Below are 22,765 nucleotides of genomic sequence, written 5' to 3'. Positions count from 1 at the left end.
TGTAATGGCGAATTTTCGGTCTAGTCTTTTTCCCGGGCAGCCGGTCGTTCGAGCCGGCAGGGAGAGGGATATGAAGGCGATGACGGCCGCCGAAGCGAAGGCGCGGGCGGTGGCTCTGGCGGGAGCCGATGATTTCGGCGCGTCCGGTTTCGAAGAGGGCCTGGAACGCGCGCTTGCCGCTTTTCCGCGCCTGCCGTTGAAACCCGAAGTCATGATCGCGGCGATGGACCGTATCGTCCAGGATCTCGCCAACCGCCTGCGCATCGAGCAATGGTATGCTGCACATCCGGAGATCGAGGCGCAGGCCGTCGAAGGCCCGATCCTTGTCTGCGGGCTGCCGCGCACGGGCACCACCGCCACGGTCGGCATGCTCGCGCTCGATCCGCGCTTCCGTTTCCCGCGCATGTGGGAAATGAACCAGCCGGTGCCGCCGCCGCGGCTCGGCGAGGAAGCGGATGATCCGCGCGCGGTCGCTTACCGCGAAGCGATCAAGGCGCATTCGCATGCCAGCCAGCACATCGCCGATCCCGACGGTCCCGAAGAGGACATGGTCGGCCTCGCCCCGCTCGACATGCATGCCTACCACGGCGCCTTCCCCATGCCCGATGATTTCGTCGACTGGTGGACTTCTGCCGATTTTGCCTCGACCTATGCCTATCACCGCCGCGTGCTGAGCCTGCTCCAGTCCGAGAGACCTCCGCACCTCTGGCTGCTCAAGGGGCCGGTGCACCTGTTCCAGCTCGAGGCTTTCGCGGCCGAATATCCCGACACGAAATTCGTCTGGACGCACCGTGATCCCGCCAGCGTGATCCCCTCGGTATCGAGCCTGCAGTACACGCTCCATTCCGCGCGCTGCGTCGAGGGCGCGCTCGACAAGGCTGCGGCAGGCCCCAAGGCGCTGGCCTTCTGGGCCAGGGGTATGAAACGGGCGCTGGCGGCGCGCGACCGGCTGGGTGAGCACCGCTTCATCGACGTCTGGAACCGCGACGTCGTGGCACGCCCGGTCGAGACTTTTGCCGGGCTCTACGACCGCCTGGGTTTCGATTTCACGCCGCAGCTCGAAGCCGATGTAGCGGACTACAACCGACGCAATGCCCAGGGTGCCTTCGGCGAGCACCGCTACACTGCCGAGGAATACGGCCTGACCAACGAGGCCATCCGCGAGGCCTTTGCGGACTATTGTACGCGGTTCGATGTCTAGGACGCCGCGCCCTTTCACCAGAAAACGCCCCGGCGTTGGCGCGGTGCAGGTTGGCGCTATTGACGGCCGACTTGCATCGTTTTACGCCCAATTTGTTCGAAATAGCGAAACAACCTAACAGGGGGGCAGATGTCGCGATCTTCACCGGGCGTCCGACGCGTGGCGGCCATTCTCAATTTCATCGCGGATCACCCCGGCCAGGCTTTCGCCCTGACCGACCTGGTGCGCGCGCTCAAGCTGAGCCGGGCGACCTGCCATGCATTGCTGACGGGGCTGGTCGATGTCGGCTACCTCTATCGCACCAGCGACAAGACCTATGTGCTCGGCCCGGCGCTGGCGGCGATCGGCCGGACGGCGGCGCAGCACTTCTCGCCGCTGCAGGTGGCGCAACCGGAGATGCGCAGCCTGGCCGACGAGTTCGACGTAGTCTGCTCGGCCTATTTCCTCGAAGGTGACATGATCCATCTGCGCGATCGTGCGGCCTCGCTCAGCCATGTCGGCTATCCGGTGCCGCTGGGCACGCGGATGAAGCTGCGCTCGCCGCAGGCCGTAGCCTTCTTCGCCTGGGCGCCGGCCGAAGCCGAAGCGTGGCTCGAAACGACCGAGCCCAAGCCTTCGGCCGAGCGGCGCGAGCTGATGTTCAAGTCGATGGAATTCGCGCGCGAGAACGGTTTCGCCGTGCTCCTGCGCCGGCCGGGCTTCGACATTGCCGGTGAGGCCGACGACCGCGGCATGGGCGTCGATACCGACGAGATTCCCGTCACGCCGATCGACGGGATCGACCAGGCCTCGAGCTACGCGGTCGGCGCGCTGATGGCCCCGATCTTCGACGAACGCGGGCAAGTCAGCTTCTGTCTGCTCCTCGCCGGTTTCCACGGCACGATGTCCGGGGCCCAGGTCATGGCAGCGGGGCAGCGCCTGCGCGCAGCCTGCAGGCGGATCTCTGCTTTCGTCGCGGGCCGCGACAGCGAGGCGCGCGTGACCGCCTGATCATTCCCCGGCTCTGCGAATCCTTGACGCTCGCGTGCTGCTGACCTATCGATATTTTCCCGAAAATAAATTCGGCATCGGGAATTTATTGCGCGCTGGGAATCGAGCGTAGCACGGCAGTGGGAGAGTGGGATTGTCTGACGTGATCGTAGCGCCTGCGACGCGCGACCTCGAAATTCTGGCCGGCAAGATGACGCAGTGGCTGGGCGAACGCTTGCCCGGCGCCGGTGACATTAGGCTGACTGATTTCTCGTACCCTAAAGGGGCCGGCCAGTCGCACGAGACGATCCTGTTCGATGCCCGGTGGTTCGAAAACGGAGCAGAGCGCGCGCAGGGCTATGTCGTGCGGATAAAGCCGTCCAGCTTCACGGTGTTTCCCGACAACCTGTTCGACGAGCAGTATCAGCTGATGAAGATGCTCAGCGACGGCGGCTATGTCCGTGTCGCCAAGCCGCTGTGGTTCGAGCCCGATGCCGAACTGCTGGGCGCGCCGTTCTTCGTCATGGAGAAGGTCAAGGGCCGCGTGCCCGTCAGCCATCCGCCCTATGCCAAGTCAGGCTGGCTGTCCGAGGCGACGCCGGCGCAACGCCGCCACCTGTGGGAGGGTGCGGTGCGTCAGCTCGCCGCGATCCAGCGCGTGCCGTTGAGCGAGGTCCCGTTCCTCGCCGGCCCCGACCATGCCCGCGACGGCCTGGCGCAGGAGTGGGACAAGTACACGCGCTTCGTCGAATGGGTGAAGGACGATCCGCGCGCCGAAATCCTCGAGGCGGGCCGCCAGCGGCTGCTCGCGCTCTGGCCGAAGAACCAGCCCGAAGGCGTGGTCTGGGGCGACGCGCGCATCGGCAATATGATGTTCGACGAGAACTTCGACGTCGTCGCGGTGATGGACTGGGAACAGCCATCGCTCGGCGGCGCGCTGCAGGATCTCGGCTGGTTCTGCACCTTGTCGGAGACGATGCACGGCAAGACCAGCCAGATGGGCACTTATCTCGACGGCATGGGCAGCCGCGACGAAACCGTCGCGCTGTGGGAGGAAGTCAGCGGCAAGTCGGCCGCCGATCTCGAATGGTACGAGGACTTCACCCAGCTCAAGATGGCCTGCACCGGCGTGCGCATGGACGGCATGCGCGGCACCCAGATGTCGACTGCCGATGGCCTGAGGGTGCGTCTGAAGCTGGCCTAGGATATGTTCCCGGTGCGGGGTGTGGAAGGCGCCAGCCCTGCCATGGATTTACGCGGCGTTTGATGCGACACAGCCGCGATGGGCGATCGTGACTTCCGCAAGATTGGTATCGAGGACGCGGGCTTCCTCGTCCTCGTCCTCCTCGTCACCTTGGCCTTTGTCTGGCTGTCGTTGCCGTTCTTCGGCGCGATTTTGTGGGGCGTGGTCACCGCGATCGTCTTCGCACCGGTCTATCGCTGGTTGGTGTTCCGCCTGCGCGGTCACCGCAATACCTCGGCGGGGCTCACAATCCTGCTGATCCTGGCCGTGGTCATCGTCCCGGCCATCCTCGTCGCCGTGAGCCTGGTCCAGGAAGCGGCGACGCTCTACGCCAAGTTCCAGTCGGGCCAGATCAATCTCGCGGCCATGTTCGCCGACCTGCGCCACGCGCTGCCCGGCTGGGCCCGGCGGGTGCTCGACTACTGGGGCCTGCGTGATTTCAACGGTGTCCAGCGCGCGGTCGGTGGATTCATTTCGGCGGGGCTGCAGAATATCGCCGCCCAGGCTCTGGTCGTGGGGCAGGGCGCGCTGAGCTTCTTCGCCTCGCTCAGCGTGATGCTCTATCTGACCTACTTCCTGCTGCGTGACGGCAAGACGCTCGGCCGCCAGATCAAGAGCGCCGTGCCGCTGCGGCCGTCGCTGCGTGATGCGCTGGTCGAGCATTTCGTCGTGGTCGTGCGCGCGACGATGAAAGGCACGGTCGTCGTTGCCATCGTCCAGGGCCTCGTCGGCGGCATCATCTTCGGCCTGCTCGGTGTCGAGGGCGCGCTGCTCTGGGGCCTGCTGATGGGATTCTTCTCGCTCGTGCCCGCGGTCGGCACGGCGATCGTCTGGATACCGGTCTCGCTCTACCTGCTGGTGACCGGCTCGGTCTGGCAGGGCGTCGTGCTCGCGGGCTGCGGCGTGTTCATCATCGGCATGATCGACAACATCCTGCGCCCGATCCTGGTCGGCCAGGACACGCGGATGCCCGATTTCGTCGTGCTGATCGCGACGCTCGCCGGGATCGAGCTGTTCGGGCTCAACGGCTTCATCGTCGGCCCGGTAATCGCGGCGCTGTTCATCGCCGTATGGAAGATCGTCGCCGAGCAGCGGGCGGGCGTGCCTGACCTAACATAAGGTGGCCCGGCATCGTCGCACTGCGAGCGCTCTGCGGAACGTTTGGCTAGCTTCCTTTGCCGACTACCACTCCCGCCACGTGCTGGCGGGATGAGGGATTGGCGTCTCCATCGTCGATTCGGAAGGCTAGTCCGGCTTCGCTAGCCGAAGAACCGAACAGCGCGCCTGAAAATGTACCAGAAAAGCCATTTCCAGCCAGCGTTCCGCTGAAAGTCGAAGTGCCGGTCGCGATCGTGCTGGTACCGGTGAAAGTGCCGAGATTGATGGTGCCCAAGCTTCCCGATATCGAGGTGGGTAGCAGGTCGGTTCCATCAAGCTGAAGCGATACAGTTACCGTGCGAGTTACGTAGTCGATGGAAAATGTTGCCGTACCGCTGAGCCGCAGGTCGGCGTATCCTTGCGTAAGAGTCACTAACGAACGGCGTCTTACCCAATATCCATCGACGACGCTGGTGTAATTGACAGTGCCGGTTGTCGGAATGCCAGAAGTGGGCGTCTGGAGGCCAAAGATGAATGGGCGGTAGTATATGTCCGCATTTGTCGTGCTGATCTGCTGGGTACTTTCGAGAAGTCCATAGCTGACGAACGACAATGCTAAAGTGGTATTGCCGGCGCCCGGATTGAAAAGAGTCAGCTTGTAAGTGCCCGCGCTGGCGGCATTGCTGTTCGCGAACGTGCGGAAGGCGGATGTATTTTCCGTCTGCTGTGCCGGTAGAAATGCGGGCGGATTGGTCGCGTCGTTCACGGTATAGCTGCCGGCACCGGCGTCGTACGCGAGCGTTATCCCGGAACCGTATGCATCGAAGGTCGAACTTGGAACGGCTCCCACCGAGCCGCCACGTTCCGGCCTGTACACGCGGCCTGAGGCGGCCGGAAAGGTCTGGCTGGCCACCAAGTTCGCCAAGGTCGAATTGGTCGGGGTTGGCGTGGGCGTCGATGTCGGTGTTGGACTCGGCGTTGATGTCGGGGTGGGGCTGGGGGTCGGAGAAGAACCATCTCCATTGCATCCTGAAAGGATAGCGGCTGCGGCTAACGCCGCAGCCGCGCAACGATGAGAACTGCGCATGACTGCTCCGATTCATATGGCAGCAAAAGATAACCGTCGCCGTCACGCTATCAATTGGGAATTACGGGAATTTCAACCGATTTGGAGGGGCCAGGCTGCCCGTCTACCGCAATAGCACCGGTAGCCCGGAAACCCCCTGCTGCTCGAGCCCGCCGGTCATGAACGGCGCTTCGGCGTCGGGATCGAGCCGGAGGTTCGGGAAAGCGTCTAGCAGCGCGTTGATGCCGGTCTCGATCTCAACCCGCGCGACGTTCATGCCGAGGCAGCGGTGGGTGCCGAGGCCGAAGGCCATGTTGGTCAGTTTCTCGCGGTGGAGATCGTAGGCGTCGGGGTTCTCCCAGCGCGAGGGATCGCGGTTGGACGGGCCGAGGCCGAGTTCCAGCACCGACCCGGCCTTGATCTCGTGGCCGTAGAATTCGGTGTCGTTCATCACCAGGCGGTAGAAGTAGGGCGCGGTGGGGTTCCAGCGCAGGCCTTCCTCGATCGCGTCGCCCATCAGCGAGCGATCGGCCTTCACCGCCTCGAACTGGTCGCGGTGGGTCAGCAGCGCGAACAGGGTGATGCCCATCTGCCGCCACGACGTGCCGCCGCCGGCGACCATGACCAGCTTGGCGTGGGTCATGATCTCGCGGTCGCTCAGCGGGCGCGGCTCCTCGCCGGGCATCATCAGCTTGGTCTTGAGCAGGAAGCTGATGAGATCGTCCTGCGGCTCGGCGCGGCGGGCGTTGATCAGCCCGAGCAGCGTGTCCTCGACGATCTTGCCGTTGCGGATGCGGTCTTCCATCGTCGTGCCCCGGCTCTGCGACGTGGAATGGAGATAGGCGTGGCGGAAGGTGAGCGCCTCGTCGCCAGAGAGGCCGATTGCGGTGGTGATCGTGTAGACGGGGATGCGTGCACAGAAGTCGAGGTTGAGCTCCGCCCCGTTGTTCTGGGCCATGCGCCTGATCAGACGGTCGACGATGCCGTCGATCGTGCGGCTACGCCACCAGCCCATCGCTTCGGGCATGAGGAACTTGGGCTGGATCGTGCGGCGATAGGCGCGGTGCATCGGCGGGTCCATCTCGAGGATGCCCATAGTCATCTCGTTCGCCGGGTTGTCGTTGCCCTGGACGCCGTTCGAGAAGGTCTGCGCGTCGCGGAAGGCGGCTTCGCAGGCGTCGTAGGTCAGCACCGAATAGTGCTGTCGGCCGCGGGCGCGCACGTGGCGATCGTGGTGCGGCAGGCCCAGCAGCTCACGCAGGCGGCCCTTGTGCACGGGCGCCTCGGCGCGAAGCCGGTGCACCTGCGGCATGATCGCACCGACGTCGACGGCGTTGCCGATGTCCGCGGCCTCGCGGCGGACGTCGTAGAGTTTCTCGTAGAGCGGGTCGTCGGTGGTGAGGACGTCCTGGGTCGGGGCTTCCATGATACGTTCCTGTCAGACGGGCTCGCCGGCCGCACGTGCGTAGGCTAGGCGAACGTCGGGGGTTTGATGGGGCAGCCGCCGCGACGTCAGCCACAGCAGCAGCAGCGCGACGGGGGCAAGCAACAGCACGGACAGCAATCCGGCGTTGAGCGAGCCGGTCATCTTGCTGACCTTCCCGGCCCAGTACGGGCCAATGCCCGAGCCGACCACGATGGCTATCAGCGAATAGGCGGCGGCGGCGGACCCGCGCATGCGCGGCAGCACCAGATCTTGGACCATCGCCGCAGTCGAGCCGCTCCACAAGGCTGCGAAAAAGGCCAGGCAGAAGGAGCCGGCAAAGAATACGGTCGGCGTGGTGGCTGTAAGCATGACGATGATGCTGGGTACCAGGCCGACCACGGTGATCGCGCCGACGCCCACAGGCGCGCGCAGATCGCGGCGCTTCCAGATGTCGGTGATGATGCCGCCCGAAATGACGCCGAGGAAGGATCCAACGATATTCACGCCCGCCAGCGTCGCGCCGAGTTGGGTCGGGGCAATGTCGGCGAAAGTGCGCATCGCATAAGGCGCGGCCCAGACGCCGACGGTGCCGCCGATGGTGCCCATCAGCGCGGTTGCGGAGACGGCGGTCTGGAAGGTCGGATCACCGAATGTCAGGCGGTAGAGCGGCGGATCGCGATAGGACTGTACCTGCGCCCAGGTGACGATAGCGTAAAAGCCAAGCCCGGTCGCGGCCCACTGCGCGCGGTCGCCGGTCAGATACATCAGCGCGCCGGAGAAGACCGCCATCAGCGCCACCAGCGCCAGATTGCGCATCAGCGCCCGCTGACCGCCGGCGCGCCAGACCATCAGGAGGGTGAAGGGGGGGCAAGGCAGCGGCGAATTCGGCGAAGAGGATCGCGAAAGTCCCGCCTTTGCTGCCTTGGTGGCGTGGCGGCTCGCGCAACGTCAGCAGCAGCAAAGACAGAGGCAGTCCGGGCAGCCCGACGCCGAACAGCGCTGCTTTCCAGGCCGGCAGGGCGCAGGAGCCCGCGATCGGCACCATGTGGCAGACGTTCTTCCAATCCTGCAGGAACCAGCCGCCCAGAACCATGGCGCTGGCCGTGCCTACGAACACCCCGGTCAACAGAATGCTGAGCACGAGCGCGCGATTGCGCTGCGGGAAGATGTCGGAGACCAGCGAATGGCCGCAAGGGTTCGCCACAGCCTCGCCGACGCCGACGCCGAGCCGCGCGGCCCCGAGCATGGCGAAGCTCGACGATGCGCCGCCCAGCGCGGTCATCGCTGACCACAAGGCGAGGCCGAAAGCCATCACCTTCTTGCGCGGCAACATGTCGGAAATCCGCCCCATGGCGATCCCGACGACGGAATAGAACACGGCAAAGGCGGTGCCGAGCAGGAAGCCCAGATCGGCGTCATCGAGCTTGAGGTCGGTCTTGATCGCCTGGGCAAGGATCGAGACGATATGCCGATCTACATAGTTCAGCGCGTTGGCGGCGAACAGTAGGGCGAGCGCGTACCAGGCCGCGACAGTGATGCGGGCGGGTGGGGCGGCGGCAACAGCCCCATCGTGTGCAGTCGTCGCCAGGGCGATTCTCCCATTTTCCCGCTCGTTGGGCAGTGCGGCTTCTCGGTCATCCCGTCCGATGGCAACACGGAAACATTGAAACTCGTCGTGAAGCCCGACGGACTGCGAAGCACGTCGGCGCAATGCGATGTCGCGGGCCGATGGGCGCGGAGATCGCGAAGGTCCCGCCGCATTGCGCGGCGAGACCTTCGGATCGTCAGCTCAGTCGCAGGAGCCGCTTGGCATTGTTGCAGACGATGTCCTGAATGTCCTTGTCGGGAACGCCGGCGAAGTCGCGCTTGATGATCGCGTGGCTGTTCGGGAAAGTCGTTTCCGAATGCGGGTAGTCCGACGACCACATGATGTTCTTGCCGCCGGGCAGGTCACGCAGGAGAATGCCGGCGCGGTCCTGGATGAACGAGCCCCAGACGTTCTGGTCCATGAAGTAGCTGGGCAGCTTGTCGATCACGCTCTCGGTCCAGTAGCGCTGCTTTTCCCAGGTACGGTCGCAGTATTCGGCATACCACGAGAACCAGCCCACGCCGCTTTCCATGGAGCCGATGCGCAGATCGGGGAAGCGGTCGAAAATGCCGTTGAAGATGAAGATGCCGATCGGTTCGGCCATCGCCAGCTTCGACATCGGCATGTCGGGCAGGAAGTGCTGCTTCTCGCCGAAGCGCGGGACGCGGCCGCCGAGGTGGAAGGTGATGACCATGCCGAGGTCGCTGAGCACCTTCCAGAGCCTGTCGAACTCGGGCTGGTAGTACTGCAGCGCGCCCTTCGGGTCGCCGGTCTGGGCCGAGACCTGGCCCGACTTCATGTTCTTGATCTCGGACGTGGTCTTCCAGGCATCCGGGTTCTGCGGGAAGGCCGGCAGCTGGACCATCTTGAAGCCCATCTTGGCGAGGCGCTTCACGTGCTCGATCGTCTCGTCGATGTCGCGCATCGGCGAGTGACCGACCGGGAACAGGCGGTGCGGGGCGTTCGACGCCCAGTCCATCACCCAGTTCGAGAAAGCCTCGAAGCTGGCGAGGTAGAGTTCGTTGTCGAAAGTGCCGAGCGGGCCGCCGCCGAACAGGATCGCCTGGTCGATGCCGTCGAGGTCCATGTCGGCAAGGCGCTTCTGCGGGTCATAGGTGTTGCGCTGCTCGGACAGGCGGCCCTTCATCTTGAAGTCCTTGCCCGTGCGGCCGGCCTGGTTGTTGATCATCATCACCGGGCGGCTGTTGCCCTCGAAGACGATGTAGTCCGCATCGTCGCGCGCCTCGATGACGGGGGCACGCGGCTTGAGGTGGTTGGGAAGATATTCCTTCCACATGTCGTAGGGCGGATCGATGTGCGCGTCGGCGTCGAAGATCGGACCCAGGGTCCAGTCTTCCTTGAGGGCGCTGCCAAATTTCGGATCAGCTTCGCTCATCTTACAAGCTCCTTCCCAAGCTGCTTATTCATATAATTCGAAATCGTGAACGCATTATCACAGTTCTGAACTGGCGAGTCAAGATTGCGACTCGCTCCGGGGCGGCATCAGTCGCGCCTCAGCAGCATCGCACCGTAGCCGTAACCGCCGTTGACGGCCATGCAGGTCTGCGCGTCTTGGACCTGCCGGCCGCCGCCGCGGCCCCAGAGCTGGGTGCAGGCCTCGTGGGTATGGCCATAGCCGTGGAACCGCCCGGCCGAGAGCTGGCCCCCGCTGGTGTTGAGCGGCAGTTCGCCATCGATCGCAGTGCGCGTCCCGCCCTCGATGAACCGCGCAGCTTCGCCCGGCGCGCAGAGTCCGACCGCTTCCAGCCAGAGCCAGATGTGGATCGAGAAACCGTCGTAGACCTGGGCGCAGTCGACGTCCTTGGGCTTGAGGTCGGTGCGCTGCCACAGCATGTCGCCGGCGCGCTTCGCTGCGAGCGAGGTGAAGTCGCCCTCGTGCAGCGCCTCGCCGATGCCGCCGATCGACATGCCCATGGCTTCGATCGCCAGCGGCGGGTTGCGCAGGTCCTTCGCCGCGTCCTTGTGCGAGATTACCAGCGCGGTCGAACCGTCGATGTGCGAATCACAGTCGTAGAGCCGAAGTGGGGTCGAGATCATCCGCGACGCCAAGTAATCGTCGAGCGTGATCGGCTCGCGGTAGATCGCGTTGGGATTGTGCGCGGCATGCCGCCGGCCGTTGACCGCGACCCAGCCGAGCTGCTCGGGCCCGACATTGTACTTGTCGAAATAGGCCTGGGCATAGAGCGCCCACATGTTAGCCGGCGAGTGCGCGTGATAGGGCACGAAGAAGGCATTGCCGCCATCGACCCGATCGCGGCTGCCGGTCAGTAGCGTCGAGGCGCGCGATTTCAGCCGCGAGGTTGCCTGGCCGACCGTGCGGAAGACGAGGACGTGGCGGCAGAGCCCGGTCGCCACGGCCATCACCGCCTGGAAGATCGCGCCCATGTGCCCGGGCCCTTCGGCCGAGGAGGGGTTGGTCCAGACCGGGCGGATGCCCAGCGCCAGCATCGCGTCGATCGTGCCGACGGGCGAGATCCCGCCGCCCTCAGCGACCTTGCCGAAGTGGCAGGTGAGGCCGTCGATGTCGTCGACCGAAAGCCCCGCGTCCTCGACCGCCTGGAGGCAGGCGTCGAGCGTCAGCTGCAGCGCCGAGCGGTCCGACGGCCGTCCGACCTTCGACTGGCCGATGCCGGTGATCCGCACCTGCTTCTCGGGATAGCCCTCAAGCATTGCCCGTCTCCGGCTTGAACAGCGGCACCCAGACGTCTTCCTGCTGCTCGAAGCAGACCGTCACCGGCAGGCCGGAATGCACGGCCTCGGGTGGCGCGAGCACGTTGCTGAAGACGTAGAGCTCGTCCTGCTCGGGCAGTTCTATCGCTGCGAAGACGAAGGTGGGGGCCTGGCTCGGCAGCCACTGCTGGTGGTTGACCGTGAAGGTCTTGACCTTGCCGCGGCCCGAGACGGGCGTCGGTGCCATCGTCTCGGTCCGGCAGGAAGGGCAGAGCGGCTGTGGCGGATGCTGATAGCGGCCGCAGGTGCCGCACTGCTGGATTAGCAGTTGCCCGTCCTTGCCGCCGGTCCAGAATGCCGTGGTCTCCGGCGTCAGGGCGGGCAGCTTCCGCTCGGGCGTGCCCATCAGAACACGACGCCTTTGACCTTGAGGTCGATGATCGCCTCTTCGTCATAGCCCAGGCTTGCCAAGACCTCGTCGCTGTCCGCGCCGAGATCGGGCGAACGACGTGCCGGCAGGGCCTCGCCGTCGAACAGCCAGGGGAGCGAGACCAACGGTATTGTCGAGCCGTCGCCGTAGTCGACCGTCTGCAGGTAGTTGTTGGCGACGACCTGCACGTCCTTGTGCATCTCGCCCACTTCCTGGACCACGTCCCAGGGGCCGGCCTGGGTCGCCAGAATCGCGCGCCATTCGACCAGCGTCTTGGTGAGGAACAATTCGGTGATATCGCGATAGCAGGCGTCGATGTTTTTCTGGCGTGCCTTGGAATCGACGTAACGCGGATCGGTGAGCCACTCGTCGCGGCCTACCGCCGTGCAGAACCCAGGCCAAAGCTTGTCGGCCTGCAGCATGCACAGCGAGACATAACGATCGTCCGAGGTCCTGTAGTTGCCGACCAGCGGGTTGAACGGCTTGGGGTTCTTCGGCTTCGGGAAGCGCAGGTTGCCGTCCTTGGTCGACTGCGCGATCAGGCGCTGCATCGACCACATCGCCGTGCCCATCAACGAAACGTCAACAGTCGAAGGCTCGCCGCTGAGCGCGCGTTTGGCGATAGCCGCGCAGATCGCGCCCGCCAGCATGGCGCCGGACATCGTGTCGCCGAAAGCCGGTCCGGGAGGGCCGACCGGATATTCGGCGCCGTCCTCGGTCATCGTCGCGGAGATGCTGCCGCGCGCCCAGTAGGAGATCGAATCGTAGCCGCCCTTGGAAGCATCGGGACCGTTCGGGCCCGTGCCGCTGCCGCTGGCATAGATGATCGTCGGAAACTTCGCGCGGATCGTCTCGGCATCGAGCCCCATCGACACCCGCGCGGGCGGCAGCAGGTTGGTGAGAAATACGTCGGCGTCGGCGAGCAGCTTGAGCAGCACCGCCTGGCCCTCGACCTGCTTGAGATCGAGCGTGATCGACTTCTTGCCGCGGTTGTAGCTTTCCCAGGAGAGGTTGATGGCGCTGGCGTCGCCGATCGAGCCGATGCTCAGCCCGCGCAGCGCGTCGCCGCTCGGCGGCTCAACCTTGATCACCTCGGCGCCGAGATCCGAGAGGGCGCCGCCACAGGCCGGCACGAAAGCCCACTGCGAAACTTCTACGACCTTGATGCCTTCAAGCGGTTTACCCATGACTTCGCGTCTCCCATCGGCGCCACGCGTTTTCGCGGAATCGCCATAAAATTCTCTATTGCGACGCATGGACCGAAATCGTGAATTAGGTCAATATGCCGCGGTCCATTGAAAGCATGAGAGGGAGAGTAATGTCTGACGCCACCCCAACAAGGCCGATTCCGGCCGAACCGTCGATCGCGTTCCTGAAACCCGCGACGAAGCGCTCGATCCGGCCTGGCTGAGCCAGGCGCTCGCCTCGGTGAGCGGCGGCCAGAAGGTGACTTCGGTTGAGGTCGTCGAATTCATCAAGACCGTCGCCACCAAGATCCGCTTCACTGCTACCTTCGATGGCGATGCCGGCACCCAGGCCTTCTGTATCAAGGGCCTGCTCGACGCCGACGACATGACCAAGATGGGCGGATCGACCTGCGTCCTCGAAGGCGATTTCTACACCAAGCTCGCGCCGCAGGTGAACGTGCAGGTGCCCGAGGCCGTGGCCGTGGTCACCGACCGCGAGGCCAAGCAGAGCGTGCTGATCATGCGCGACCTGATCGCGGGCGGCGGGCGGTTCTGCTCGGCGCTAGAGGATTTCACGGTGGACGATGCCGCGAGCAGCGTAGCGCAGATCGCCAACCTGCACGCGGGCAGCAACCTGCTGGACAGTCTGCCCTGGGTAACGCCGCGCATCGCCTCGCTCGGCCGCATGCCGCACATGACGCCCGAGATCCTGCAGGGCCTGCTCGACGGGCCGCGCGGCAACAACCTGACGCCGGCCGTGCGCAACGGCGCGCGGCTTATCGCGGGCATGCAGGCGCTGGGCGACAAGGACGCCCCGCGTCCGCAGTTCCTGGTCCACGGCGACTCCCATGCCGGCAACATCTTCCGCACAGAGAAGGGCTCTGGCCTGATCGACTGGCAGGTGCTGCAGCGCGCCGGCTGGGCGGTCGACGTTGCCTACCACCTCTGCGCCGTGCTGCCCTGGGAACTGGCCGAGGTGGAGGAGCGCAACCTGCTCAACCACTACCTCGATCTGGCGCGCGGTCATGGCCTGACGATGCCTGACGAGGAAGAGGCCTGGCTGCAGTACCGCGAAGGCGTGATGTACGGCTATTACATGTGGGGCATCACCCGGCGCGTCCTGCCCGAGATCACCGAAAAGTTCACCGACCGGCTCGGCCGCGCGGTGATGCGGCACGACAGCTTCGCGCTGCTCGGCGTCGCCTGAAGCTATAAGAAAAGGCCGCGTCCCTTGCGGGGCGCGGCCTTTTCGATTGCCAGAATGAGGCCCGCACCGTGAGGCGCGGGCCTTTTCTTATGCTTACTGGCCGAAGCTGTAACGCAGACGCACACCGTAGAAGCGCGGCTGGTTCGGGATGATTTCGGCAACGCCGGCCGAGAGCCAGGCGCCGGTGTTGGCGACGTTGTAGCGTTCCTTGGTCAGGTTGGTCACGAACAGGCCCAGATCGACCGGCGAACCGGCGACCGAACGCCAATCGAGGTTCAGGTTGATCAGGTCGGTCGCCGGGGTGTAGCCCAGCGGGATGCCATTGACGAACTTCGGCACCGAACCGTCGTTGATGTAGCTCGACTGGTGCACCCAGGTTGCCGACAGCGAAACCTGGCCGACGCTCTCGGGCACCGGCAGGTTGATCTGCGGCGTGATCGAGAACTTGTGCTTCGGCGAAAGCACGAAGGCCGAGCCTGCCTGCACGTTCGGCGTGACCGATCCGAACGGCGTACCGACCAACTGCTGGCCGAGCGCCGAGCCGTCGCCCACCGTGGCGGGCGCCGAGACCGAGTCAACCTTGGTGTGCAGGAACGCGTAGGAAGCCGACACGCGGAAGATGTCGAAGAACAGCGCCGAGCCATCGACTTCGACACCGTAGATCGTCGACTTGCCCGCGTTGATCACCGCGTTGCCGCCCGCCACGCCGGTCGCCGCAGCGGCCGGGGTAGCGACGAGGCCGCCGAACACCTGCTGGTTCTTCAGCTTGTTGTAGAAGCCGGCGATGTTGAGGTAGCCCGACACCGCGCCGCGGAACGTGGACTTGAGGCCGAGTTCATAGGAATCGAGCGATTCCGGAGCCCAGCTTTCGAAGCCCGGGTTGGTGAAGTTCAGGCCACCCTGGCGATAGCCGCGTGCGTACTTCGCGTAGGCCATCAGGTCGGGCGAGAACTTGTAGTCGATGTTGGCGAGCCAGGTCGGCTTGTTCGACTTGTTGACCAGGATCGTGTTGCAAGAGCTACGATCGAGGCCCGGCCGGTCCGCCAGATGGCGGAAGGAGTCGGTGCAGGCGCGGAAGATGGTCTTGCCGCTCACCGGATCGATGAAGCCGGCACCCGTGGTGGCGCCCTGGTTAAGGCCAGCGCGGGTGCCCTGGGTCAGACCGACGATCTTGTCGAACGTATAGCGGAACCCGCCGGTCAGCGACAGCTTGTCGGTGAGCTTGTAGGTGCCCTGCGCGAAGACGCCGTTGTTGTTGAAGTCGAGCTTTGTGGACGATTCCGAGATCGAACCAATCAGCAGCGGGTTGGCGCAGTCGATATTCTGCGGGCGGTTGCAGTCAAAGAAGATGCCCGTACGACCGGCGCTGAAACCAATCGGCCGGCTGAACTCGAGATAGCCGCCGACGACCAGGTCCAGCTTGTCGGTGTGGGCTCGAATCTGCAATTCGTTGGTGAAGGTGCTCTCGGCCGAGTTGTAGGTGTTCGGTCCGGCGGTATCGAGCACGATGCGCTGATAGGGCTGACCACCCGCGAGCACGACGTTGGGCAGCAGCGGGCTGAGGCGGCGGGCGGAGAAGCCCGTCGTGGGCTGGCCGTTCAGTCCAATGCCGGTGTCGATCGACGGCACGACGAAGTTCGAAGCGCCGAGGTCGAAATTCGCGCGCTCACGGAATTCGCCGTAGCTGGCGATGTTCTTGATCGTAATCGTGTCGCTCGCACGCCAGGTGGTGGTGTTGATCACCTGCCACTGCTGGATCTTCAGGAACGGGCTGGGATTGCGCGATTCGATGTCATAAAACGGATCGTCGCCGCGAGCCGTCTGGCGGCCCAGCTGGATCGCGCAGGATGCGGCCTGGAGGTGGCGCGTGCCGCTGTAGCCGGGCGTACCTTGCGTCACGTTGAGCGGCTGTGTGGGCGAGCTCGGCGTAGCGCAGCCAACGATCTTCGACGCATAGCCGTTCGTGTCCGAATCGCTGTAGTGGAAGATCGTGTAGTTCTCGAGGTCCGGCGTCAGGTCGGCGACGATGCTCAGACGGGCATACGTGTAGTCGACGTCGTTGTAGTCCTTCGGACCGATGCCCGTGACATTGTGCATGAAGCCATCACGCTTGTTGCGGTCGACCGCGACGCGAATCTTGAATGTGTCCGCGAGCGGAACGTTGATGGCGGCCTGGACGCGCTTCTGATCGTAGTTGCCGTAAGTCCCCTCGACATAGCCTTCGAGATTGTCGGTCGGCTTCTGCGGCGTCAGCAGCACGGCGCCGCCCGTCGTGTTACGGCCGAACAGCGTACCCTGCGGGCCCTTGAGCACCTGGACGTTCTGCAGGTCGGTGAAAGCGCCGGCGCCCACGGTGTTGCCCGAGGTCGTGCCGCCCTGGGCGCGCACGCCGACGACTTCGGCAAAGTACACGCCGACGGTTGGCGCGGTCGACGCATCCTGGTTGAAGCCGCGCAGGTTGAAGTTGGACTTTTCCGGGCCGTAGCGCTCGTTGACCGACAGCGACGGCGTGTAGATCGCGAGGTCCGAAGCGCGGGCGATGTTGCGCTGGGTGATCTGCTTGTTGTCGAACACCTGGATCGAGACCGGAACGTCCTGCAGGCGCTGTTCGACGCGCTGGGCGGTGACGATGATGTCGCCGGTGCCGCTGTCGTCGGCAGCGGTCTGCGCCATGGCCGGGCTGGCAAAGGCCGCCCCGGCAAAAGCTGCGCCGAGCAGCAGGCTCGACTTAATGGAAATAGTATTCATGGATTCCCTCCCTCAAAGGTCTCTGCAACAATTACGAAAATAATGGGCTGGTCAGCCGCGGTGGCCGATCCGGGCGCGGTTTGTGCAGGAAATGTCGAGCTCGCAACCGACCACGGTCCGCCCGACATGCTTGCCGTCGGCAAATAAAATTCGTGCGAGCTTTGGAAAGCCTGTCACGCCCATCGCATCCCCCCTGGCGGCATTTGGCGTCTAGTAAGCGCCGAAAGCCACTGTATCTCATTTATCGCCTGAGGGGGCCTTAGCAACGCGAGCGGCAGGTCACAATATGGAACAGCCTGTCGATAAGTTGAATTGCCTCACCACTGTGACATCAGGGCATCACCTGGGCCTTGCTTGAGCATCAGTGGCCAAGCAGGAGATCCAGCAGCGTCAATGTGCCGGCCCAGGACATCTGGTGAGCCATGCGGTCATAGCGGATTCCTTCCATGCCCATGACTGCTGCGTCGGGATCGGTGAAGCTGTGCGCGGCCTCGCCGAAGACGGTGATCTGGTAGCGGGCGCCCGCGTCGATCATTTCCTGGCGCAGCGCGTCGATGTCGGCCATCGGCGCGAAAGGATCCTGCGCGCCGCAATAGGCGACGACCTCGCATTTCGGCACGCCGGCCTCGGCCGGGGCGTGGGTCTGCAGCGTGCCGTGATAGCTGACCACCGCCTGCAGGTCTGCGCCGGCCCGCGCGAGCTCGAGCACGCAGTGGCCGCCGAAGCAGTAGCCGATCGCGGCGAGGCGTGCCGGGTCCACCCCGGGATGCGCGCGTACGGCGTCCAGCCAGGCAAGCGCTCGCGATCGGACGATTCCGGGCCGGGCGTGCATGTCGCCATAGGCCTGGTGCGACGCTTCGGGCGCACCGTTCTGCACCTCCGGCCCATACATGTCGGTGGCGATCGCGAGATAGCCGAGTGCCGCGAGCTTCTCGATCGTGCCGCGAACCTGATGGCGCAGACCGTTCGCGCTGTGCATGACCATGACCGTGGGGAGGGGCGTGTCCGTTTCCTTGGCGCCGGCGGGCCAGGCGACCAGACCCTCGAGCTTCGTGCCTTCGTGCTCGCAATGGATCGCCTGAAACTGCGTCATGATTCTCTCCGGGAAAATGTTTTCGTTGCAGCGAACATGGCGCGGCTCCCGTCCTCTGGTCAACAGTGCGGCGGGCTCGATTGATGACCCGGCAGGCGCATGGCATAGGCGCGGCATGACGCGCGCCGACATTTCCTCGCCGCGAGGCACGCGCCTGGGCGTGGCGCTGGCGGTCGCCGCGCTGCATATCGCGCTGGTCCTGGCGCTGGTCCGCGCCTTTGCCCCCGAATTCACCGCGCGCGTCGCCGACCAGGTCTTTTCCACGCTGACCGTGACCGTCACCTCACCGCCGCCCCAGCCGAAGTCGCCGACCACGAAGCCGACGGCTCAGGCTCCACTCGCCGCGGGCGCGGCGGCCGAAGCGGGGCGGCATGACGAGGCCACGCCAATTGCTGCTCCCACGCCGCGCATCGTCATCGCCACCCAGCCTGCACCGTCGGTCGCGGGACAAGGCCGCGACAACAGCTCCGGCGCGCGCGATGCAGGCAGCGGCACCGGTGCGGACGGGCAGGGCGCAGGTACCGGTGCGGGCGCCGGCGGCAGCGGCCAGGGCGGGGGCGGTGTTGCGGTCAAGACCGTGAAGATTGCCGGCGATATCAATTCGACGCGCGACTACCCGCCGGCGACGCGCGAACTGCGGCTTGGCGACTACGTCATCGTCGCACTCACCGTCGGCACTGATGGCCGGGTCAAGGACTGCCGCGTCCACCGCGCCAGCAAGGATCCGGCCTCGGACCAGATCACCTGCCGGCTCGCCATCGACCGCTTCCGCTTCCGTCCGGCGACGAATGCCGCGGGCGATCCGGTCGAATCGATCTTCGGCTGGCAACAGCGCTGGTTCGAACCGGACGAAAAGAAGCGGCCGAAGGAAAAAATTAGCCTGTCTTGGAGCCGACGCCGACATCGGGCATTACGCCGTCCATGACCGAGATCGTTCCGATAGTCCTCTGCGGCGGCAGCGGCACTCGCCTCTGGCCCCGCAGCCGTGCCGTCAAGCCGAAGCCCTTCCTGCCGCTGGTGGGCGACACCACGCTTTTCGAGGCCACGCTCGGGCGCTGCGCCGCCGAGGCCGGCTTCGCGCCGCCGGTGGTCGTGACGGGCGCAGCGCATCTGCCGCATGTCGAGGATCAACTCGCCGGGGCGCCGGGCGCGCGGGTCATCGTCGAGCCTGCGGCGAAGAACACCGCGGCGGCGATCGCGCTGGCGGCGCTGCGCCTGCCGGAGGACGCGGTGATGCTGGTCTGCCCGAGCGATCACCATATCGCCGACTGCGAGGCTTTCACCGCGGCGGCGCGGTCCGCCGCGACGCTGGCCCGAGAAGGTTGGCTGGTTTCCTTCGGCATCGAGGCGAAGACGCCCGAAACCGGTTTCGGCTACCTGAAGCGCGGCGAGGCGATCGGTAATGAAGGAGGGGGGGCTTCCATGTCGACCAGTTCGTCGAGAAGCCCGACCGCGAACGCGCGCAGAGCTTCCTCGATGCGGGCATCTATGCCTGGAACGGCGGCATCTTCGCCTTCCGCGCGGGCGACTTCCTGGCCGAGCTCGAAGCGCATCGCCCGGCCATCCTCGCCGCGGTGCGCGAGTCCGTGGCCAAGGGCGGCGAAGACGGCCATCGCTTCCATCCCGATGCCGAGGCCTTTGCCGCCGTGCCGAGCGAATCGGTCGACTATGCGGTGATGGAAAACACGCGCCGCGCCGCCATGGTCCCCGCCGACATGGGCTGGTCCGATATCGGCAACTGGCAGGCGTTGCATGAAGCGCGCGAGCGCGACGACAAGGGCAATCACACGGTCGGTCCCGTCGAACTGGTCGACTGCCGCAACGTGCTGGTCGACAGCGACGGTCCGCGCGTATCGGTGATCGGGCTGGAGAACGTCATCGTCGTGGTCGACGGCAACGACGTCCTGGTGACCACCGCCGCGGGCACCCAGCTCGTCGGCAAGCTTTCAGGAGCGGTCAACCAATGAGCGCCGTGCTTCCTATCCGCGAGGTCGAAAAACCTTGGGGACGGGACGCACTTCCCGCTCCCTTCACCGCGCGCGAGGGCAAGCGCATCGGCGAGATCTGGTTCGAGCCTCCGCCAGCGCTGCCGCAGCTGCTCGTGAAGTACATCTTCACCAGCGAGGCGCTGTCGGTGCAGGTCCATCCTTCCGATGCCGAGACCCTGGCCAAGGGGCTAGGCAGGCAGGGCAAGGAGGAATGCTGGCTGATCGTTTCCGCCGAGCCGGACGCCAAGCTGGGCATCGGCTTTCGCGACAAATACGACGCCGACATGCTGCGGAAGGCCGCGCTCGACGGTTCGATCGAACAGCTCATGCAGTGGCACGCGGTGCGGCCCGGCGATTTCTTCTATATCCCGGCGGGCACGGTCCATGCGATCGGTGCGGGCGTCGGCCTGATCGAGGTCCAGCAAAACAGTGACATCACCTATCGCCTCTACGACTACGGCCGGCCTCGCGAGCTACATCTCGACGAGGGCATGGCCGTGGCGAAGGGCGAGCCCTATCAGGACCAGTACCACATGCACGTGCCCGATCGTGACGATGTGACGCTGGTCGAAGGGCCGTTGTTCCGGCTCGACCAGATCGAAGGCCTGCCCAACGAGGATGTCGCGCTGCGTTATGGCGCTGGTTCGTTCCTGGTGATCCCGACGCGGGGCGAGGCACGGATCGGCAGCGAAGCGATCCGGCCCGGTAGCGGCGGGCTTGCGGCGCGGTTCGACGATGTTGCCTTCGATGAAAATGGCGCCTGCCTGATCGCGCAGCCGGTCGGCGCTTGATCCTTCAGGGGGCAGAAGGCTAACTCTCCCGCCAGAGGAGAGCTGCCGTGTCCACGATCCACCCCGTTCCCGCCGAATGGGCCAAGCGCGCCTATGTCGATGCCGCCGGTTACGCCGAGAAGTACCGCCGCTCGATCGAGGAACCCGAGGCTTTCTGGCGTGAGGAGACCGCGCGGCTCGACTGGATCAAGCCCTGGACCAGGCTGTCGAGCAGCTCGTTCGACGAGGCCGACTTCGGCATCGAATGGTTCTCCGACGGCACGCTCAATGTCTCGGTCAATTGCCTCGACCGTCACCTGGCGGAGCGCGGCGATACTCTGGCGATCATCTGGGAAGGCGACGATCCTTCGCAGCAGCGCAAGCTCACCTACCGCCAGTTGCACGAGGAAGTCTGCCGCTTCGCCAATGCGCTGAAGAGCCTCGGCGCGAAGAAGGGCGAACGGGTCACGATCTACATGCCGATGATCCCCGAGGCGGCGGTGGCGATGCTCGCCTGCTCGCGGATCGGGGCGATCCACTCCGTGGTGTTCGGCGGCTTCTCGCCCGAGGCGCTGGCCGGCCGCATCCAGGATTGCGACAGCCGGATCGTCGTCACCGCCGATGCCGGCATGCGCGGCGGCAAGACGGTTCCGCTCAAAGCCAATGTCGACGAGGCGCTCAAGCACTGCAATTCGGTGCAGGCGGTGCTCGCCGTACGCCACGTCGGCAATTCGGTGACGATGGAAGCGGGGCGCGACCACTGGTGGCACGAGGCGCGCGAGGCGGTTTCCGCCGATTGCCCGCCCGAGGAAATGGGCGCCGAGGATCCGCTGTTCATCCTCTACACCTCGGGCTCGACCGGCAAGCCCAAGGGCGTGCTCCATACCACCGGCGGCTACCTGACCTGGGCAGCGATGACGCATCACTACGTCTTCGATTACCGCCCTGGCGAGGTCTATTGGTGCGCGGCCGACGTCGGCTGGGTGACCGGCCATTCCTATGTCGCCTACGGCCCCTTCGTGAACGGCGCGACGCAGGTGATGTTCGAGGGCGTGCCGAACTATCCCGATCACAGCCGCTTCTGGCAGATCGTCGACCGGCATCAGGTCAATATCTTCTACGGCGCGCCGACCGCCTTGCGTGCCTTGATGCGCGAGGGCGACGAGTGGGTGAAGAAGACTAGCCGCTCGTCGCTGCGCCTGCTGGGCTCGGTCGGCGAGCCGATCAATCCCGAGGCCTGGGAATGGTACTGGCGCGTGGTGGGCGACGAGCGTTGCCCGATCGTCGACACCTATTGGCAGACCGAGACTGGCGCCTGCATGATGACGCCGCTGCCCGGCGCCCATGCACTGAAACCCGGCGCAGCCTCGTTCCCGATGTTCGGCGTCGTCCCGCAGATCGTCGACGGCGAAGGCAAGGTTCTCGACGGCGCGACCGAAGGCAACCTCTGCATCACGCAGTCCTGGCCCGGCCAGATGCGCACGGTCTGGGGCGATCATGAGCGCTTCTTCCAGACCTATTTCACCACCTATCCGGGCAAGTACTTCACCGGCGACGGCTGCAAGCGCGATGAGGACGGCTATTACTGGATCACCGGCCGGGTCGACGACGTGATCAACGTCTCGGGCCACCGTATGGGCACGGCCGAGGTCGAAAGCGCGCTCGTCGCCCACGCCAAGGTCGCCGAGGCCGCGGTCGTCGGCATGCCGCACGAGATCAAGGGACAGGGCATCTATGCCTATGTCACGCTCAACGCCGGCGAGGCGGAGGGCGACGATGTCCGCAAGGAACTGGTCCAGTGGGTGCGCCACGAGATCGGCCCGATCGCCACGCCCGACGTTATCCATTTCGCTCCGGCGCTGCCCAAGACCCGCTCGGGCAAGATCATGCGCCGCATCCTGCGCAAGATCGCTGAGGGGGGATACGTCGAATTTGGGCGATACCTCGACCCTGGCCGACCCAGGCGTGGTCGACACGCTGGTGGCGACGCGGAGAGCGTAACGGTCCGCTGAAAGACAAACGGCGGCCCCGCCTGAAGCAGGACCGCCGCCGATCTTTCG

The 22,765-nt window shown here is 65.2% G+C and carries 17 protein-coding genes and 2 pseudogenes; 9 read left to right on the top strand and 10 right to left on the bottom strand.

Annotated elements, in window-relative coordinates; translation table 11 throughout:
• Positions 1-70 precede the first annotated feature (70 nt).
• The 4 genes from KRR38_RS13790 (at position 71) to KRR38_RS13775 (ending at position 4,532) form a co-directional block, all read left to right on the top strand.
• The gene (locus KRR38_RS13790) at positions 71-1,201 is read left to right on the top strand and encodes a sulfotransferase (protein WP_217402376.1); all 1,131 of its coding nucleotides are present in this window, start codon (positions 71-73) and stop codon (positions 1,199-1,201) included.
• A 159-nt stretch (positions 1,202-1,360) separates the two neighbouring features.
• Positions 1,361-2,191, top strand: a complete 831-nt coding sequence (locus KRR38_RS13785) for a helix-turn-helix domain-containing protein (RefSeq protein WP_309141044.1) — start codon at positions 1,361-1,363, stop codon at positions 2,189-2,191.
• Between the two features lie 142 nt (positions 2,192-2,333).
• A complete protein-coding gene (locus KRR38_RS13780) occupies positions 2,334-3,374 on the top strand; it encodes a phosphotransferase family protein (RefSeq protein ID WP_309141190.1) in 1,041 nt (346 codons plus the stop codon).
• A gap of 78 nt (positions 3,375-3,452) precedes the next feature.
• Complete coding sequence (locus KRR38_RS13775; RefSeq protein ID WP_217402369.1) at positions 3,453-4,532, top strand: AI-2E family transporter; 1,080 nt, start codon at positions 3,453-3,455, stop codon at positions 4,530-4,532.
• A gap of 46 nt (positions 4,533-4,578) precedes the next feature.
• On the opposite strand, the gene KRR38_RS13770 is transcribed toward KRR38_RS13775, so the two are convergent.
• The 7 genes from KRR38_RS13770 to KRR38_RS13740 form a co-directional block, all read right to left on the bottom strand.
• A complete protein-coding gene (locus KRR38_RS13770) occupies positions 4,579-5,424 on the bottom strand; it encodes a transferrin-binding protein-like solute binding protein (protein ID WP_217402367.1) in 846 nt (281 codons plus the stop codon).
• A gap of 277 nt (positions 5,425-5,701) precedes the next feature.
• Complete coding sequence (locus KRR38_RS13765; RefSeq protein WP_217402365.1) at positions 5,702-7,003, bottom strand: cytochrome P450; 1,302 nt, start codon at positions 7,001-7,003, stop codon at positions 5,702-5,704.
• Positions 7,004-7,646: 643 nt separating this feature from the next.
• Positions 7,647-8,714 carry an MFS transporter gene (locus KRR38_RS13760; RefSeq protein ID WP_217402363.1) on the bottom strand — a complete coding sequence of 356 codons (1,068 nt, stop codon included), beginning with the start codon at positions 8,712-8,714 and terminating at the stop codon, positions 7,647-7,649.
• Positions 8,715-8,787: 73 nt separating this feature from the next.
• Positions 8,788-9,987, bottom strand: coding sequence for an amidohydrolase family protein (locus KRR38_RS13755; RefSeq protein ID WP_217402360.1), 1,200 nt, complete (start codon positions 9,985-9,987; stop codon positions 8,788-8,790).
• A gap of 107 nt (positions 9,988-10,094) precedes the next feature.
• Positions 10,095-11,282, bottom strand: a complete 1,188-nt coding sequence (locus tag KRR38_RS13750) for a thiolase family protein (RefSeq protein ID WP_217402358.1) — start codon at positions 11,280-11,282, stop codon at positions 10,095-10,097.
• Positions 11,275-11,688: a Zn-ribbon domain-containing OB-fold protein gene (locus KRR38_RS13745; RefSeq protein WP_217402356.1), complete on the bottom strand. Its 414-nt coding sequence runs from the start codon at positions 11,686-11,688 to the stop codon at positions 11,275-11,277. The genes KRR38_RS13750 and KRR38_RS13745 overlap by 8 nt, the downstream gene beginning before the upstream one ends.
• On the bottom strand, positions 11,688-12,899 hold the full coding sequence (locus KRR38_RS13740) for a CaiB/BaiF CoA-transferase family protein (RefSeq protein ID WP_217402353.1): 1,212 nt from the start codon (positions 12,897-12,899) through the stop codon (positions 11,688-11,690). Before KRR38_RS13740 ends, KRR38_RS13745 begins: the two co-directional genes overlap by 1 nt.
• A gap of 241 nt (positions 12,900-13,140) precedes the next feature.
• Here KRR38_RS13740 and KRR38_RS13735 point away from each other — a divergent pair, with 241 nt between their 5' ends.
• Positions 13,141-14,106, top strand: coding sequence for a phosphotransferase (locus tag KRR38_RS13735; RefSeq protein WP_309141043.1), 966 nt, complete (start codon positions 13,141-13,143; stop codon positions 14,104-14,106).
• Positions 14,107-14,199: 93 nt separating this feature from the next.
• Here KRR38_RS13735 and KRR38_RS13730 read toward each other — a convergent pair whose 3' ends face one another.
• The 3 genes from KRR38_RS13730 to KRR38_RS13725 form a co-directional block, all read right to left on the bottom strand.
• Positions 14,200-16,854: a TonB-dependent receptor gene (locus tag KRR38_RS13730; protein ID WP_217402351.1), complete on the bottom strand. Its 2,655-nt coding sequence runs from the start codon at positions 16,852-16,854 to the stop codon at positions 14,200-14,202.
• A gap of 51 nt (positions 16,855-16,905) precedes the next feature.
• The gene (locus KRR38_RS37015; protein ID WP_256449455.1) at positions 16,906-17,037 is read right to left on the bottom strand and encodes a hypothetical protein; all 132 of its coding nucleotides are present in this window, start codon (positions 17,035-17,037) and stop codon (positions 16,906-16,908) included.
• A gap of 178 nt (positions 17,038-17,215) precedes the next feature.
• Positions 17,216-17,947 carry a dienelactone hydrolase family protein gene (locus tag KRR38_RS13725; RefSeq protein WP_217402349.1) on the bottom strand — a complete coding sequence of 244 codons (732 nt, stop codon included), beginning with the start codon at positions 17,945-17,947 and terminating at the stop codon, positions 17,216-17,218.
• Between the two features lie 115 nt (positions 17,948-18,062).
• On the opposite strand from KRR38_RS13725, the gene KRR38_RS13720 reads away from it, so the two are divergent.
• The 4 genes and pseudogenes from KRR38_RS13720 (at position 18,063) to acs (ending at position 22,706) form a co-directional block, all read left to right on the top strand.
• Positions 18,063-18,872, top strand: coding sequence for a TonB family protein (locus KRR38_RS13720; RefSeq protein WP_217402347.1), 810 nt, complete (start codon positions 18,063-18,065; stop codon positions 18,870-18,872).
• Positions 18,869-19,914 (top strand): annotated as a pseudogene (locus tag KRR38_RS13715) (mannose-1-phosphate guanylyltransferase). Before KRR38_RS13720 ends, KRR38_RS13715 begins: the two are co-directional and overlap by 4 nt.
• Positions 19,911-20,726: a class I mannose-6-phosphate isomerase gene (locus KRR38_RS13710; RefSeq protein ID WP_217402345.1), complete on the top strand. Its 816-nt coding sequence runs from the start codon at positions 19,911-19,913 to the stop codon at positions 20,724-20,726. Before KRR38_RS13715 ends, KRR38_RS13710 begins: the two are co-directional and overlap by 4 nt.
• Before the next feature lie 47 nt (positions 20,727-20,773).
• Positions 20,774-22,706 (top strand): annotated as a pseudogene (gene acs / locus KRR38_RS13705) (acetate--CoA ligase).
• Positions 22,707-22,765: the final 59 nt, after the last annotated feature.

This window comes from Novosphingobium sp. G106 (assembly GCF_019075875.1).
GTDB lineage: Bacteria > Pseudomonadota > Alphaproteobacteria > Sphingomonadales > Sphingomonadaceae > Novosphingobium.
This window is presented reverse-complemented; position numbering and strand designations above follow the sequence as displayed.